The organism is Bradyrhizobium sp. UFLA05-108 (assembly GCF_059803455.1).
Window position 1 is genome coordinate 44,971 of record NZ_JBANAZ010000009.1, and the last position, 15,204, is coordinate 60,174.

Annotated in this window: 23 protein-coding genes; 7 read left to right on the forward strand and 16 right to left on the reverse strand. The window is 60.2% G+C overall.

Annotation, left to right across the window (positions count from 1 at the left end; all coding sequences use genetic code 11):
- Together SO140_RS08880 and SO140_RS08885 are read right to left on the reverse strand one after the other, a co-directional pair.
- Window positions 1-1,110: an alpha/beta hydrolase family protein gene (locus SO140_RS08880; protein WP_449380662.1), complete on the reverse strand. Its 1,110-nt coding sequence runs from the start codon at window positions 1,108-1,110 to the stop codon at window positions 1-3.
- A gap of 554 nt (window positions 1,111-1,664) precedes the next feature.
- Window positions 1,665-2,636 (reverse strand): SDR family NAD(P)-dependent oxidoreductase, encoded by a 972-nt coding sequence (locus SO140_RS08885; protein ID WP_449380663.1) that lies wholly within the window; start codon window positions 2,634-2,636, stop codon window positions 1,665-1,667.
- 36 nt (window positions 2,637-2,672) lie between these two features.
- Between SO140_RS08885 and SO140_RS08890 the strand changes: the two genes are divergently transcribed.
- The 3 genes from SO140_RS08890 to SO140_RS08900 all read left to right on the forward strand — a co-directional run bounded on the left by SO140_RS08890 (window position 2,673) and on the right by SO140_RS08900 (window position 4,526).
- Window positions 2,673-2,984 carry a hypothetical protein gene (locus SO140_RS08890; protein ID WP_498542424.1) on the forward strand — a complete coding sequence of 104 codons (312 nt, stop codon included), beginning with the start codon at window positions 2,673-2,675 and terminating at the stop codon, window positions 2,982-2,984.
- A gap of 178 nt (window positions 2,985-3,162) precedes the next feature.
- Complete coding sequence (locus SO140_RS08895; protein WP_449380665.1) at window positions 3,163-3,402, forward strand: hypothetical protein; 240 nt, start codon at window positions 3,163-3,165, stop codon at window positions 3,400-3,402.
- A gap of 647 nt (window positions 3,403-4,049) precedes the next feature.
- Window positions 4,050-4,526, forward strand: coding sequence for a DUF3833 family protein (locus SO140_RS08900; RefSeq protein ID WP_449380667.1), 477 nt, complete (start codon window positions 4,050-4,052; stop codon window positions 4,524-4,526).
- Between the two features lie 110 nt (window positions 4,527-4,636).
- Here the strand turns inward: SO140_RS08900 and SO140_RS08905 are convergent, their stop codons facing one another.
- Window positions 4,637-4,942 (reverse strand): BrnA antitoxin family protein, encoded by a 306-nt coding sequence (locus SO140_RS08905; RefSeq protein WP_449380668.1) that lies wholly within the window; start codon window positions 4,940-4,942, stop codon window positions 4,637-4,639.
- The gene (locus SO140_RS08910) at window positions 4,923-5,183 is read right to left on the reverse strand and encodes a BrnT family toxin (RefSeq protein ID WP_449380669.1); all 261 of its coding nucleotides are present in this window, start codon (window positions 5,181-5,183) and stop codon (window positions 4,923-4,925) included. The genes SO140_RS08905 and SO140_RS08910 overlap by 20 nt, the downstream gene beginning before the upstream one ends.
- 163 nt (window positions 5,184-5,346) lie before the next feature.
- On the opposite strand from SO140_RS08910, the gene SO140_RS08915 reads away from it, so the two are divergent.
- From SO140_RS08915 to SO140_RS08925, 3 genes are all read left to right on the forward strand, one after another.
- Window positions 5,347-5,571, forward strand: a complete 225-nt coding sequence (locus SO140_RS08915) for a hypothetical protein (RefSeq protein ID WP_449380670.1) — start codon at window positions 5,347-5,349, stop codon at window positions 5,569-5,571.
- 551 nt (window positions 5,572-6,122) lie between these two features.
- Window positions 6,123-6,494, forward strand: coding sequence for a hypothetical protein (locus SO140_RS08920; protein ID WP_498542425.1), 372 nt, complete (start codon window positions 6,123-6,125; stop codon window positions 6,492-6,494).
- Between the two features lie 158 nt (window positions 6,495-6,652).
- Complete coding sequence (locus tag SO140_RS08925; protein ID WP_498542426.1) at window positions 6,653-6,868, forward strand: hypothetical protein; 216 nt, start codon at window positions 6,653-6,655, stop codon at window positions 6,866-6,868.
- 82 nt (window positions 6,869-6,950) lie between these two features.
- Here SO140_RS08925 and SO140_RS08930 read toward each other — a convergent pair whose 3' ends face one another.
- Genes SO140_RS08930 through SO140_RS08955 form a run of 6 tightly spaced genes read right to left on the reverse strand, consistent with a single transcriptional unit; the run spans window position 6,951 to window position 9,541 of the window.
- The gene (locus tag SO140_RS08930; protein WP_498542427.1) at window positions 6,951-7,160 is read right to left on the reverse strand and encodes a hypothetical protein; all 210 of its coding nucleotides are present in this window, start codon (window positions 7,158-7,160) and stop codon (window positions 6,951-6,953) included.
- Window positions 7,157-7,516, reverse strand: a complete 360-nt coding sequence (locus SO140_RS08935; RefSeq protein ID WP_498542428.1) for a C40 family peptidase — start codon at window positions 7,514-7,516, stop codon at window positions 7,157-7,159. Before SO140_RS08935 ends, SO140_RS08930 begins: the two co-directional genes overlap by 4 nt.
- Window positions 7,517-7,550: 34 nt before the next feature.
- Entirely contained in the window at window positions 7,551-7,970 is a 420-nt protein-coding gene (locus SO140_RS08940; RefSeq protein WP_498542429.1) for a hypothetical protein, read from the reverse strand.
- 24 nt (window positions 7,971-7,994) lie between these two features.
- Window positions 7,995-8,390 carry a hypothetical protein gene (locus SO140_RS08945; RefSeq protein ID WP_498542430.1) on the reverse strand — a complete coding sequence of 132 codons (396 nt, stop codon included), beginning with the start codon at window positions 8,388-8,390 and terminating at the stop codon, window positions 7,995-7,997.
- Entirely contained in the window at window positions 8,390-8,806 is a 417-nt protein-coding gene (locus SO140_RS08950) for a hypothetical protein (protein ID WP_498542431.1), read from the reverse strand. The genes SO140_RS08945 and SO140_RS08950 overlap by 1 nt, the downstream gene beginning before the upstream one ends.
- 9 nt (window positions 8,807-8,815) lie before the next feature.
- Entirely contained in the window at window positions 8,816-9,541 is a 726-nt protein-coding gene (locus SO140_RS08955; RefSeq protein ID WP_498542432.1) for a hypothetical protein, read from the reverse strand.
- A gap of 430 nt (window positions 9,542-9,971) precedes the next feature.
- Here SO140_RS08955 and SO140_RS08960 point away from each other — a divergent pair, with 430 nt between their 5' ends.
- The gene (locus tag SO140_RS08960; RefSeq protein ID WP_498542433.1) at window positions 9,972-10,598 is read left to right on the forward strand and encodes a class I SAM-dependent methyltransferase; all 627 of its coding nucleotides are present in this window, start codon (window positions 9,972-9,974) and stop codon (window positions 10,596-10,598) included.
- On the opposite strand, the gene SO140_RS08965 is transcribed toward SO140_RS08960, so the two are convergent.
- Genes SO140_RS08965 through SO140_RS08990 form a run of 6 tightly spaced genes read right to left on the reverse strand, consistent with a single transcriptional unit; the run spans window position 10,573 to window position 15,203 of the window.
- Window positions 10,573-12,393, reverse strand: a complete 1,821-nt coding sequence (locus SO140_RS08965) for a hypothetical protein (RefSeq protein ID WP_498542434.1) — start codon at window positions 12,391-12,393, stop codon at window positions 10,573-10,575. The genes SO140_RS08960 and SO140_RS08965 overlap by 26 nt on opposite strands.
- Before the next feature lie 15 nt (window positions 12,394-12,408).
- Window positions 12,409-12,795 (reverse strand): hypothetical protein, encoded by a 387-nt coding sequence (locus SO140_RS08970; protein ID WP_498542435.1) that lies wholly within the window; start codon window positions 12,793-12,795, stop codon window positions 12,409-12,411.
- A gap of 12 nt (window positions 12,796-12,807) precedes the next feature.
- Entirely contained in the window at window positions 12,808-13,047 is a 240-nt protein-coding gene (locus SO140_RS08975; RefSeq protein WP_498542436.1) for a hyaluronate lyase N-terminal domain-containing protein, read from the reverse strand.
- On the reverse strand, window positions 13,044-14,411 hold the full coding sequence (locus SO140_RS08980) for a hypothetical protein (RefSeq protein ID WP_498542437.1): 1,368 nt from the start codon (window positions 14,409-14,411) through the stop codon (window positions 13,044-13,046). The genes SO140_RS08975 and SO140_RS08980 overlap by 4 nt, the downstream gene beginning before the upstream one ends.
- Window position 14,412: 1 nt before the next feature.
- Complete coding sequence (locus tag SO140_RS08985; RefSeq protein WP_498542438.1) at window positions 14,413-14,778, reverse strand: hypothetical protein; 366 nt, start codon at window positions 14,776-14,778, stop codon at window positions 14,413-14,415.
- Entirely contained in the window at window positions 14,775-15,203 is a 429-nt protein-coding gene (locus tag SO140_RS08990) for a hypothetical protein (RefSeq protein WP_498542439.1), read from the reverse strand. Before SO140_RS08990 ends, SO140_RS08985 begins: the two co-directional genes overlap by 4 nt.
- Window position 15,204: the final 1 nt, after the last annotated feature.

Below are 15,204 nucleotides of genomic sequence, written 5' to 3' on the forward strand. Positions count from 1 at the left end.
TTAAGCCGGCAACTGACCAAGCCGCGACGCCAGCCAGTCGAAGATGTACTCGTTGGCAAGGGTCGGGTTGTCGGCATGCGACTGCGCCGCGGCGGTCTCCTCGGCGGTGAACACCCGAAGCGTCACATCCGACCGCGTGGAGCGCACCTGCTGCACCATCTGCCGCGCGCGGTCCGGCTTCAGCCAGCCGTCGTCACCGAGCGTGATCAGCACCGGACAATCGATGTCGCGGGCGATCAGGGTGGCCTCGGGTCCGGGGACGAGGCTGGCATCGCGCAGCATGATGCGGTTGGCGAGAAAGGCGCGCTCGTGCAGATCCCACAGACCGCCGTCACACACCGCCGCCGCGAGCCGCGGCTCGTGCACGATCGCGCGGGCCACGAATGAGGAGCCCCAGCCGTCCGCGAGGATGGCGACGCGGCCGAAGTCGACGTCGGCACGCGACGACAGATAGTCCATGATCGCGGTGATCGAGGTCTCGAGATCGCGCCGGCGCAGGATCCTGTCGAGGTCATCGTCGCTGCGCTCGCCCAGAAGATCGATCGCCAGCATCGACAGGCCGCGCTCGCGCGCGAACGGCGCGAGCTTGATCAAGAACTCCTCCTTGCGATGCCCGGGCTCGCCAATGCAGACCACCGTCGCCCGCGGCCAGCCCGTCGGCTGCGCCGGCAGGAAGTAGCCCTGCAGCGAATGACCGTTCAGCCACGGCATCGTGACGACCTCGCCTGCGGGACTGCTCACCTTGAGGAAGCTGCGCGCGCAACCCTGCATCGCCAAAACCGCCTCAGTGCGCCGCGGGTCCGCAGGCTCGAGCGGAAGTGCTGCGGCATTGTAGTAGCTGATGGCGCGAAGCCAGTTGCGCTGGGCGGTGGCGATATGGCCGCCGGCGAACGCCGCGTCGCCGCGCTCGCGATTGGTCTGCGCAAGCGCCAGCCATTCGCGATGCCAGGAGAGCTCGTCGCCGCGCCTGATCCGTCGCGCGATCAGGAGGCACTCGGCGATCGTCGCCCCGCCCTCCTGGGCGGCCGCGAGCAATCGCATGAATTCGGCGGAGAGGTCTTCCCGCTCCGGCCAGAAAGCCCAATCGTCGGGAAGGCAGGCGGGGATCATGCGAAACGAAGCTTCATTTGCTATCTTCAACAATTGACCGAATAACTTATTTTGGTCCAGCTACCAAGGTACCGGCGGCCGAAACGAGCCCGCAACGGCCCGCCTGGCGATCAAGATCGCTTGAGTGACTTCGTGATATCGCGTGGGCGACATCCCGTTGCTTCGCGATCGCGACCGCCGCAGCAAAATTTCTGCGTCAACTCGCTGCGACGGCTGCTCTTTGGCCCGCAACCGAGTCGCAATGCTCCCGGAGACCGAGCGACCCGCAGCGAAGCGCAATCCGGGATCATCGCCTCAGCGCGCGCACAACTTCGGATGCGCTTCGCCTGACGAGGTTGTTGAAGCCTTCGCCCCACTCTCGCTGTCATCGCCCGCGAGAAGCGGGCGATCCAGTATTCCAGAGACAGTGACGTATATGGAGAGGCCGCGGCGTACTGGGTGCCCGCTTTCGCCTTTCGCGGGGCATGACGGCTACAACGTGGACACACGACACTCGTGCAAAAATGGCATGGCTTCGCAGGGACGACATCGAATTGGCAATACCGCCCCTCGCCTCACCCCAGCCGCCAACCGACCTCCCGGGCAAAGCCCTCGTAGAAGGCGCGCTCATAGGCCTCTTCGGGCGTGGCGCGCACGCGCTGATCGAGGCGCACGGCGTCCTCGCCGACCAGGATGCGCCACCGCTCGGCCTTGACGCCGTCGAGGATGATCTTCGCGGCCTGCGCGGCCGTGGTCGGTGCATCCTCGCGAAAGCTGCGAGCACGCTCGGCGAACGCCGCCTGGACGTCCTCGTCCGACATCTTGTCGGCATCCGGCACGCCGGCCGCGACCATGCGCTTTCGGGTCAGCGCGACCTCGTCGGCATTGAGGCGCTCTGAGCCGTCGCCGCTCTGCACCTTGCGCGAGTTGGAGACGATCGATGTGCCGATGTGACCGGGCATCACCACCGAGCATTTGACGTGCGGCGCGTGCAGGCGGAGATCGTTGATCAGCGCCTCCGTAAACCCCTTCACCGCGAATTTGGCCGAGCTGTAGGCGGTGTGCGCCTGCCCCATGCCGATCGAGGCCCAGAAGCCGTTGACGCTCGCGGTGTTGATGATGTGCGCCTCGTCGGCCGCAACCAGCATCGGCAGGAAGGTGCGCACGCCGAGATAGACGCCGCCCCAGCAGATGTTGAAGGTGCGCTCCCACTGCTCGCGCGTGTTGGTGAACAGGCTGCCACCGCCGCCGATGCCGGCATTGTTGAACAACAGATGGATCCTGTCGGTCTTCTGCTGCTCGGCAAGCTCGTCACGAAAGCGCTTGAGATGATCCTCGATCGCGACGTCGGCGACATGGGTTGTGACGCGCAGGCCCTGCGGCAGCTTCTCGACCTCGCACAGCCGCCTGGTCTCGGCCATCGCGGCTTCCGAGACATCGCACATCGCGACGTTGCAGCCCTCGGCGACGAGCTGGCGCGCGAGCTCGCGCCCCATCCCCGTTCCCCCGCCGGTGATGACGGCGATCTTTCCGGAAAAGTCCTTCATGGGCTCGGCCCCTCGCTATTGGTCTGGTTGTTGGTCTTGTTGGCCTTCGCGGGCAATGCATGGGCCGCTGCAAAGTGTAGCAGCGCCGCGCCTGCGGTAAAGCAGGCCGGCGCTGCGGCACGACGACGACAAAAGTCGGCGGACGAATTATTCCGCCGCATGGACATCGCATGGCGCATTGCAGGCGGGAAGATTGTCGGCGGTGATCGCATTCCACAGCGTGAGCAGCTTCTCCCGCAGTTCGAGCGCACGACCACGATTGCGGCCTTCACCGCGTTCAAACCTACCGGCTGCAACCACAGCGATGAAGCGGGCGAGCGGCGACGCCGCCTTTACGATGGTTCATAGCAGCCGGTTCCCCGTATTTGTCCGGCTTCGGATTGAGGGGATTTTTTTTACAATCCGAATCATCAAATGGGGCGAAAAGCTGAGGTGAGTCTTCAAGCCATCGTGTCGCGATCGACACAGGGCGTGGCACTCCACTTGCATCTCCTCATGGCGAGTAACAACCAAAGAGGTGAAATGCATGTTTATTACCGTCGTGGCCGTGCTCTGCCGGCTTGGCGCAGCAGCCTCAGGCGGTTGCGTCGAGGAAATCGTCACCGACAGCAACATGACGCCCGAAATCTCGCTCATGCAGTGTGCGGTCGGCGCGCAGGCCGAACTCGCAAAATGGATGGGTGAGCACCCGATTTATCACGTCAACTGGCGCATCGAACGCTACAAGTGTGTGCCAGGTCACTACGAGATCAAGGGCCACGCCTAAGGCCCTACCCCGAAAGGGGAGGAAACGCCCGGAGGACCGGTTTCTGCCGACCTCTTGCAAAACGTGCTGAAAACAGTCGGAGCGAGAGGATCTAAACCTCGGCCCCAGCCTTCCGAAGCGGAGGCAAGCATTTGATTTTTGTAGATTTTTTGAAAATTGAACTATCATCCGGCGATTGAGATCAGACACGTTCGTCCGCCCGAAAATGACCGCGATGCTGTGGCCAAGCTGCAACTTGCACTGTGTTCCGACAGGAAGCGTCGGATACCGAACCGTTTGTAGGCTCGCGTCGCGAATACGATACTTGCACCGAGGCTGAGATCAGCCGCTTGATATTGGACTCGGTGGCCGCCCGATATTTTGCGGGTGGACGTTTCCTTTTCTTTTCCTGACGCTGCGATTTGGGTTCTGCCATGAACCGCAATCAATACTTCGAAAGGCCACGCTGCACCCCGTGCGACCAGCCGCGCACATTCGTCCGAAGCGAACCGGCCGCCGGGCGGTACGAAATTCGATCGTATGAATGTCCGGCCTGCAAGAGCGTGCTGCGGATCGTCGAGCGCACCGAGCCGAGCATGTTTCCGCACTGATCAGGAACCTCGTCGGTGCAAGCGACTTGGTTAGACGCTTTCCGAATGGGCTTACCGATGGCGATCGAGGCTTTCAGATCCACAACGCCGCTGTTTCTTCCCGAGCGATTTTTCGTCGGACGGCTCGAAGGCTGGGCCGTATTGGAGAGCCTGGTTGGCGGATTACTGAAGCGCGCAACGATAGAAGGCCACGGCGAACTGGATGCGGACACTGATACTGTGGTGTTCATCGAGACCTATACGTTCGATGATGGACACACGGACACGCTGCATTGGACGATACGAAAAGGCGACGGAGGCAAGTACACCGGGTTGGAAAATCGCCTTGAAGGCGAGGCCATAGGCGAGCAAGCCGGCTGCGCATTCCATTGGAAGTACACCCGCGACACGCCGCAAGCCGGCGGCAAATCCTTCAAGCTGAATTTCGACGATTGGTTCTACGCGATCGACGAGCGAGCCTGCATCGTGCGAGGTAGCGCCGGGCGAGCCGGCATCCCGTTCGCGACGGGGCATGTCACCTATCGGAAGGTCTGACGGTTCGGGCGGCGACCAGCCTCGCGCAAAATGGCCCGAGCGCACGACGCAGACGCCGCACGATTGGCAGCCGGATTGCGATCGGGTGAGGAGCGGAGGCAGTGGTTTGGTTAGACGCGCGCCTTCGTGTCACGCCTCACGATTTTCACGAGGGTTTCATCAATTCGGCTTTGCCACCGTGGCCCTCCGCGCTTGAAGTGCTCAACGACTTCAGGACTCAATCGGAGAGAAACGGCTTTCTTTGTCGGCGCCTTGTTGGGGCCGCGCCCCTTGCGCATGCCCGGGAAAACTTCGTCGAACGGGCGGGCCTTTGCGAAGTCGTCCTTTGTCCATTCCGGATTGTCACTCACTGCGCGCATATCGCTCGCTGTGTAGCGCTTCTTTGACGTCTTTTTCTTAGCGGCGGTTTTCTTCATATGCCTTCCTCTCATCCTTGCTTGCAGGGCGCATGCTGATGATGCTGATGGCCTCCTTGCCGTAAACGGCAAAGACGACACAAATCACTCCGCGAATATTCACGCCGATTGCACGATAGCGCTTTCCTCGCGCCGGCAACACGAATGCCCGATCGAAGAATCTCTCATTGAGATCGGCGAAATTCATCCCGTGCTTGTCAAGATTCGCGAGGCGCTTCGGTTCGTCCCATATGATTTTCACCGGATTATTTTGTAGATACAAAATGGTTCTGGGTCAAGGTAGTGAGATGGTTCGGCTTCAGAAGCTATCCACGCCGCGTGCGCCAATGTCCTTATGCGCCGCGAACCAGATAGAAGCTCGACGCCGGAGCCTGTTCGGCTTGCCCGACGTGAGGACGACGACCATGGGTCAGATCGTGCGCGCCAGCGCCGGGTCCCGGGTCTTACAGGGGGCCCCGCGCCAGGATGGCGTCAGTCCGCCGATTTACCTCGACGTGTCAATGATTTCGCAAAATCCGCTGCGCCTGGCGCCACCCGTCGGCGGCTACTATGCATGGGGTTGTTTTCGCCGTTTTGCCGGGACGACCGCCAACGGGGCGATCCGCTGGCGCCGACCGCCCGAAACCTGATCTGACATTGTTGAGAATTTTGGTCGGAGCGAGAGGATTTGAACCTCCGACCCCTAGTCTCCCAGGCGCGGGCAGGTCGTTGTTTTTTCGGGATTATTCCTGGAAACGAACCGATTCTGGCCCCATTGAAAGGGCACCGCTTTTTGTTTTGGTTGTAAACCGCTTGTTCACAGTGCGTTCCTGTGCAGCCCCGCGTGGTATTGTCCTAGACAGCCTCCAAGGTCGTGCGTTACCCGCTGAGGGCCTCAGTTTCCGGTTGCGTAGTCCGGCTGGAATCTCCTAGGACCAAGTTCCTCGGAGACCTCTTCCCTCTCACCTCGAGCCCCGATGTGCTAAACTCTTCTCCCTCACGATCGGCGGCGTGAAATCCGTCAACCGTGGGTAAGGCAGCAGAGCAAATGCCGGCGATAGGCCGGGCGGCCCCAGGAATAACCGCTAGTAGCAGCGCAGGGTCGCTCCCTGTGCGGCGGGAATAATGGGGGTCAGCAAGCTCTGCTGCTGAATTTCACCCGCCCGGCACCAGCTGGGCTGTAGCAGGGGGCTTCCCTGCAATGGCACAGTTTCCAAGGCTCTACCACCTCACACGCCTGTGGTTTGAGCTCACGCGCCAGCTTTACAAGGTCGCGGTCCCCGACGGCCAGGCCCAGTTCGGCGCCAACGTCAGCGTCCTCCTGATCATCGGGGCTGTCTATCTCGGGACGGTCGAGGGCCGCCCGATGACGGCAAGCAAGATATCCGTCTTCGTCGGCATCCCGCGATCAACCGTAATCCGGCAGATCAACATCCTGTGCGACCACGGCGCAGTCGAGAGGAGCGGCAGCACCTACCGCACGCCAGCCAAGCGCCTGGCGCGCATGATGCGTAAGGACCAGGTGGCACTTGCCAAGCTCGTACGCACAATCAGCGAGAAGATATCGAGCTAATTTGAATCAATCGCAGGCTGTTAACCGTGCGCGGCTGAGAGTGTCCATTTTGGACACCAACACTCTTAGCAAGCGCCGCGTGTGCGTGCTTTGATCCTCTCTATAAAAGCGAAACCAAATAACAACGGGGAGGAAGATAGTAGGGATGGGAATTTTCTATGCCACACGACCAGCATCACGATCCACGCAGCGATCTCGAAACCGAAGCCCGGATCATCGCCGAAAACGACACTCACGCGGTCATTGCGGTGCGCGTGGAAAAAGCATTCCTGGCGCGCAATATCCGCTTCATGGCGGCGCTGGCAGATCTAGCGACGCCTGTGTCGCTCACCGCCATGCGGGATTACGCCATACCGAAGACCAAGAAACCATAGCGCCGAGAGCGCAACAAAAAGTCCGGCAATCGGGAGCATCCGATGCCGGGCAGACGTGACATGAAGAAGAACTTTTGGCTCCTCACAGTCCGAGAGCGGCGATGCCGGCGATCGCAAGACAGGCCAGCAGCGGCGCACCGAGTAGCAGCGCCATCACAAGGCCGCGCCAGCCAAAGCGCTCGACCGCGACCAGCACCAGCGCGATCGCAAGCACGAGGATGGCCGCGATCAGCATTCTCTTCAGCTCGCCTTGGAAGGCGGCTGCATCGATCAGCGTACCGGCGGCTTTCATCGCGGCCACCGGAAGGCGATCACGCCGCGCAGCGAGCGCACGCGTTCGCGAACGGCATGGCCATCATTGCCGCTCTTGATGATCCAGCCTTGCGGCGAGATGCCGGTGATGATGCCGACATGATGCGGCCAGACCACGAGCGTGCCGACGGACGGCCCTGCAGCGCGCGCGCCGTAGGCTGCCCACCAGCGCGCGAGATTGCCGCGAACATCGGTAACATTGAGATGCTGGCGCATCCACCAGCCGCACCAGGCGGCTGGCCGGCCGTCGGGAGGCGCGTGGTGACGATGGCGTGCATGGGCGGATGCGTTCGCGCAGGCAAGCGCGATCGCCGCCAGGATAACCAGGCGGATCATAGAAGACCTCGTATTTTTAAATTGCGATTGCCGGCTACTGCTTCGCGTCGAGCCGATCGACGACCTTATCGAGCCGGCCAGTAATTTCAGTGCGGAGCTCGGAGAGGCCTCGCTCCATGCGCGCGATCACGATCTCAAAGCTGCCCTTGCGGACAAACTCGTCGCGCGCCCAGATCTCAACCTGATAGATCTTTTCCGAAAGCGAAGTAACGGTCCTGGTTGCCTCCGCTTGCGCGGTCGCGGCGCGCTGTGCTGTCTCGGCCTGGACGGTCGCAAATCTTTCGGCCATTGTAGCCATACGCTGCGCGCCCTCGAGCTGCAGCGCCGCGAACTTCTCAGCCGCCTCGGCCCGCATGGAAATCTCGTTGCGCGATAGCTTCCACACGATACCGACGGCGCTCGAGATGATGACAACCCCGAGCGACGTCGCCGAAACGACAAGCGTCCAATTCACCCCCTCCACGATTCCCGCTTCCCTTCACCGCTTGAGGATTCGCGCGACCTTTTCGGCAGAACGGCCGCCGAACCAGAGCGCCATGAGCCAGCCCGCCCATGTCGCGAGATCCCCGGCCAGTGGATCTGTCGATCCGAGGCCGAGCACCTTGTCCCAGACCACGCATTTCACGATGTAGAGCGCGAACGCCCAACAAGCGATCGCGCGCGGCGCCGCCGTCCACCATCGCCCCTCGTCGGCGATGTTCTGCTGTACAGCGAGCTCGCGCTCGCGCGTCTCGACCATGAGCTCGCGCTGCGCGAGATCGGCAGCGATCTTTTCCGCGGCATTGTCGGAGGCGAGCTTTGCCTTCCATCCGTCAATGAGTCCGGAAACGATCGGGCCGCCGATCAGATTTGCGAGGATCGACCAGGGGAACATCAGATGGCCGGCTTCTCGATCGCGACCACCTTCGGCACGCCATTATCGTCCTTCTGCAGGATGACTTGCGGTGCCCGGTCCGTGATCTTGCGCAGATAATCGAACAGCCACGCGATCAGCATCATGCCGAGCGGCAGCGACCAGGCCGGCAGCTTCGCCGTCAACGGCGTCCAATCCTGCCCGGTGACGAACGGAAGCGCCTGATCGTAAAGGCCAACCAGGACGCCCGCGATCGCGAGTAGCCGCGCGACGAGCTTGGTTCGGAAGCCCGTCAGCTTCGCTTGGACCTTATCCCATGCCGAGGCTTCGGCCTTGAACGCGGCCGATAGCAGCGGTTGCTGCTTCAGAATCGGCCGGACAATCCAAATGTAGAGCAGCAAAAACGCGAACACACCGATCAATACAAGCCAGAGCATGAGTCTCTCCTATGCCGCCTTTTTGAAGAAATGAGCGATCCAGGCGCCGACCGAGCCAGGCGCGGGGCTCGAAATCGACGGTTTTGCCGGAGCGCTATCGGGATGCGCGGGAATGACCGGCTGGGCGGTCTTGCGCACAAAGGGAACGACATTCGACGCCGCGGGCGCGCCGAATTGGACCGAGGCGTCGATCGACGCCATCGTCATCAACAGCCCGGCGCAGCCGAGCTGCTTGTCGACAGCATTCGGATCAAAGACGCCGTCGCGCACATACTTGCCGGACACATACTGATCGGTGCCCGACCAGATGTATGGCGACGCGCGGCCCTTTGAGGCGTAGCCCAGGCCGTTGTACTGCTCGAGCAGGGTCAGGATCCCACCGATCGACCAGTCCTTGTTGCGCGCCGCAAAGGGCGCGCAATTCACCAGCGCGTCGACTGCGGCGTCTTCCCAGGAGGCAAATGGGCCGCGGCCAGCCGGGACGTGGATCGATTTCCTCGCCCAGGGATCGCCCTGCGCGATCGAGCCGGCCCAGCTTTGTGAGCATTCGCGCTCATGAATGACCGCGATGACGAACCAGGGGACGCCGGTGCGCGCGGAGATGGCGAGGTAACGCCGCTTGGCCGCCGGCGCCACCAGGCGCTGCGCAACAGGTGAAAATTCGGCACCGCGCGTGAGCTTGGCATGCGCCCAGCGATCAGCGTTCGCTCCGCGGAGCGCGACAAGATCAACCATGATGAGCCTCTTTTGGATGTGCGAGAGATGTAAATGTCCGCCGGCTGTCCGGCGCTGATGCCGCAGCTAGCTAAGTAGCTGGCCGCATGGTGCTTTTTGGTCCCATCAGTGCATCGCCGAGCGATGCTAGGGGAGCCGCGCGGCCGAACGTTGCACTTGATCGGTTAGGTTGTGGTTAGTAAGACCCTGTTTCTGCCGTCAGCAACAATATTGAAAGATTTGGAATCCGATGTTTGAAAATTCCCCACACGAAACTCCAGCCTGCAATTTGTGCGGAGAAACACGCGCGCGCGTGGTCCGTGGCAAAAACTTCGTTGAGTGCGAATTCTGTCGACTGAGGTTTTACTCCCCTCGCCCAACCTGGCAGGCGCTCATTGATAAAATATGGAATCCTGGGAACACCGCTGGCCTCAGGAAAGAGGCCACCTCAATGTATGAGAAGGGTGTCATGTGGGGCGAGCCAGAGCACCCAGAGCGCCAAATCGAATACGTCAAGAGTTACTACAGAGGGATAATTCAGAAGGTTAGGCATCATCGCCCCGAGTTGAAGTCGATCTTTGAGATAGGCGGCTCCATCGGAAGATTTTTGGAGGTGGCCAGAGACGATTTCCACGTCGAAGTTTGTGATGGCTGCGAGATTAACGAGGAAGCCGTCAAGATCGCAAACGAGAAGCTCAACTTACCAGGCATGGTGACAGGTGATTTTTTGAGCCATCACCCCAGCAAACTATATGATTGCGTCGCCGCTCTCGATTACATCGAACACACTTACCACCCGAATGAGGATATCGCCAAAGCAAACTCGATACTGAAGCCGGGCGGTGTTCTAGTCATGAAGACATTCATCGAAGAACTCGATCACACCGGCTCCATGATCGATTATCCTTGGCACTCGCATCACTTCTTTGGCGATGTTCTGCATAGAATTGTAACGCAAAACGATTTTTCTGTGATCCACTGGGAGCCGGAGGGCAACCAAGCGCTCCTGATCGCCCGCAAGCAAGAGATACCAGCATACTATAAGCGGACGACTATCTCACGCGCCTTGCGTCAATGAAGCCAAAAGCCTTCACTGAAGTTCCTCCAGAGAACAGCGTGAACCCAACCAAATACACAGTCGTATTCGTGTTCACGCTGATCCTCTGACGGGCGATAGCTGCTCCACAATTGAATTGCGTGCTGGATGGCAATGGGCAATCGGTGCGACCGCCGGGCCCATTTCCAAGCGTACCAGATGCCGTACCGATCGACCCTGCAAGCAAAGTGACGGTCGGAGAACCGGCAAACGCCCAAGAGACGCTCCCGCTCACGTCCCAATCGCCTGGCGTCAATACAATGCTCGTGACATTGGCCGCCACGTTCGTTGTGAGGGCGACCGCCGCGCCGGACGCCACGCTCGATGACAAATACTCGCCGACGTAGCCGGCCGCCGCCGAATCGTTGGTCTGCGTCCCGTAATGGGCTGTCGCAAAAGGAATAGCTGGATTATTGGCTGCGAACGTACTGCCGGAGTCGCAATTGCTTATCCCAATGATGGGAGTGGTTACGTTGACAAAGCTGTTTCCATTCACACTCACGCCAACAGCGGACGAGTTAAACTGAATGCCAATACCGAGTGCGGAAAACAACACACCCTCAATGCTGACGCCAGAAACAAAGCTATGTCCGATTTGGAGTGCTGTCCCGGTCGTGTTCAGGCTTCCGAATGCTCCACCATGAATGGTTAGTCCGAAAACATCCCCCAGAGATATCCACGTGCCGTTTACACTTGTATCTGCGCAAACGCACCCAACGAGCGTCAAATTCTGCGTAATGACAGTTGTCACGTCCGTGACGGTAATTCCGCACGGCTTGTTGCTGTCTGATGTCTCGAAATTGCAGTGATAGAAACTCCACCCCGTAGTTATGTTGATAGCGGCCGCTTGAGCCAAGGCAATAGTTGTGCAGCTATAGCATCGGATGACATTGGTCTCAGCACCGGTGCCTACGTCGCTCGACTCGAGACCAATCCAGCCATATTGGCAGTGCGACAGGTGCACACTGTCAAAGACCATATCGACGTTGTTCTTTACATAGAACGCAGCACGCGCCGTATGGCTGGTTGACGAGACCTGATAGACCTGAAATCTGACAAACCCACTGCCGTTTCCGGTCGAGAATGACGACGATGCATCGACGATATATCCATCAAATGTAGCGCTCGAATAGACGATCTGTAGGTCAGATAACCAGACGCCGCGATGGTTGCGCATATCGATAGCGCGGCCACCACCAGCTCCCGCAGTACACTTCAACACCGTGCCAAACGAGCCGCTGTAAGTCAGATCGATGCCACCGGCCCCGACGATCCGGACGCTGGTCTTGCTGGAAAGATCCCATGTCGTGAAGCAGAACACGCCGGGTGGGAAGATGACCGTCTTCCCGCCGCTGCCGATCGCAGTCGATATCGCTGCAAGCGCAGAGTCGTTGTTCGTCGATCCGTCGCCGACGACGCCATACTGCGCGGCAAAGATCACCTCACCGCCGGGATTGGCGGGCATATAAGAAACCACCTGCCAGATGCCGTTGCCCTTGGAGCGCACGACGGCCGTGTCTCCTGCAGACAGCCGAATGTCAATGCTATTCGGGCAAAGCAGCTTCGACGAATTCGAGAGGATGGCCGCGCCGAGAAACGACAGCCAGATAATGGTTCCGCGCGGGAGTGACGTGAGCTTTGCGATCGCCTGACTTCCGCTCACCGTGTAGCTCGCGTGCATGCGATTGACAGGCAGGTTGCGGCCGGACGGAATGATGCCGCCATGACCGATCGCCGGCGCTGGAGCTACCACCGGATGGGAAGAACGCGTGTCCATGAAGATACCTATTCGTTAGAGATCGCCGCCCTTGACGAAGACCTTGAATGCCTCGGCGTTGTGCGTCGAGGCGCGCAGCTTCCAGGTGTTTGGCAGTACATAGCCGTCGAGGTCCCACTCATCGGACCACACTTCGGTGCCGGTGCCGGGCGTGATCGCGGCAACGAGCATTTCCTTGATCAGATAGGTGTTGGTGCCGTCATAGAGATAGAAGCGCAGCACGCCTGCGGTCGTGGAGCCCGTTGCCGCCGCGCGCAGCTTGTCCAGCCTCGTGCCATTCGTGCCAGCCGTAACGACATCGACGATGGTGCCGGTGCCGTCGCGGTTGGTGTTGGCGGCAGACAGCGCGGCCTGCCACGTCTTCGGCGTGGCGACCATGATGGGGGAAGATGAATAGGACATCGGTTCGGCTCCTTACGGATAGAAGGTGTTGAGCTGGATGTAGAGCAGCGCCGGGGCACCGGCCTGGATCGAGGCGACCTGCGCCTGCACATATGCCTCGCTAGCCTGGCGGCGACCGCCAGCTGTCGAGCCATCATGAACGATGAGGCTATTGGTGTCGGTATCCACTGTGACCTCGCCGACCGCGCCGGTGAATGCCGCGTGTTGGGCGGTTGTGCCGCGTCGATGTTGAACCTGAGTTGCCGTTGTCATGCTGCGATGCTCCCGTAATCGAATTGATCAACCACGCTTTGCGTGATGAGACCCCAATCACCGACTGCCGCGCTGCCCGCGATGTAGGTCGGGCCGGCCCAATCGGCCGACGTGTTAGAGGCCTTCACCCAGAGGCGAAATGGCGAGATGTCGGTCTGCAAGAATTTGAAGCCCTTGCCCTGACCGTCATAGGTCGATCGATCGGCGAAGCTGCCGGTCGCGTCCGGATCGAGCCCAAGGCCTTGCGGTCCCTGCGGTCCCGCTACCGTGCTCGCCGGGCCGGCCGGTCCGATGGGCCCCTGCGACCCCGTTGCGCCAGTCGGGCCCGATGAGCCTGTCCCACCTTGCTGACCTTGCTCGCCGGCAATTGTGATAATCCAGACATTGTCGGAGCCGACGCCTTGGAATAGGTCGACGTTTAACGTAAGGCCACCTGTCGAAGCGTTGTAGGAGGTGACTAGACCGGTCAGCACCCTGTCTCCGCCCGCATTCACTGCGCGGAGGCGCTGGCCGAGTGACCAGGCAATGTTCGCTTGTGTCGTAAAACTCTTTGCACCCGCGCCAACCGAAACAAGCGAATTACTGGTACCTGCGATCACCGGAACCGGGCCGGTTGCGCCTCTGATATTCGCTATTACCGACCATGAGCCAGCGGACTTGACGTAGACGTCATTGGTATCGGTGCGTAGATAGAAATCGCCGTTGGTGCCGAGACCGCTCGATGGCACCCCGCCGCCGGAATACCATGTTGCTCCGTTTGCGCCCGGGGCGGCGAGCAGTTGCCACACGGATGGGTTGGACTCGGGCGGAGTATTGGTGTTCGGTGCATTGGTGATGTAACCCGCACCAAGCCGCGTTACGGTATCGCCAGATGCGTAGCTGACAGCACTGCTCCATACCCCTCGATAAGTTGTGCCCACCGGCGTACCCTGAATCACCCATACGCCACCTGTTTTTAACCATAGCTTCCATTGACCGGTGTTGGTCTTCAGGGCGTACTGACCGTCATCGCCGATCGATGGATCGGGTAAATCGCCGTCAACCGCATAGATTGTACCCGTGCCATTGAGAACGCCAACGAGCTTATCGACGTCTTTAGCGCTGGTCTCACCGACGATGCGTTGTTGCGACACCTTATAAATGTTGTAGGCGGAGCCGCTCAACGTCGAACCCGGCCATGGGGTGATGATGAGATGCGTGTCGTCAGTTACATCAGTGATGAATGCGCAAAAATGTCCGCTCTGAAAGATATCGCCCGGCTTTACATTCCCGGTGGTCAACCACAATGGACCTGAGCCGGTGACCGTCGTGCCGTCGGAAGCGACCGAGACCGTCCCGGTCGAATAGCTCGAAAGTGCGGTCATCTCACAATAGCTCCTGCGCGAAATCCGTCGCCTGGCTCATAATGTTGTTCTGGTCCAGAACCGCCTGGACGTCAGAAGCCGTCCTGCATGCCCTCAAGGTGACGATGATCGCTCGCCGCGAATTCTCTCGCTCCATCAAGACGTCCGGCTTGGAAACGATCAGTTTGGCGAGCTCGATCGAGGTCAGACCCTCGATCGACGCCGCTTTGGCAAATTCGGCAGAGGGCGGCGCGCCGTTAATTACGGCCTGCGCCAAAGTCCGCTTGCGGTCATGCGCAAGGTCCTGGGGTGTCACCATGAAGGCGACATTGATGCGCCGCTCCGCCCTCTTCACGAGCTGCGCCATCGGATTGATCCTCAGCTTCATGCCGTGGCCTCGATGATGATCTCGAGATGCTGGTAGGGAAACTCGGGAATGATGACGACCCGATAGGAGCCGGCATGATCGGTCGCGAACTCGATCTTATCGTCGGTCACCTGCTCGTCGTGGACCAGGCTGTCGCCCAGAAAGATCATCACGCGGAAGCTCGCCGGCTGAATTTCAAGAGTAAGGGTATCGATGCCGTCTGCCTTGATCGGACGAATGTCGCCGCTGATCTCGATGCTCGGCCTGATCTCCAGCTTTCCCTCCTTGACATAGGAGGTGAAGATCACGAGCTGATCGCTCGGCCCCTCATGAAGGATGTGCTTGATGCCCATCCCCTTATAGCGATCGGATAGCGTACCGAGGCCACAGTCTGCATCCATCGTGACCTGGGTAATCTGACCGTTGTCGTCATAGGCGATAAGCATG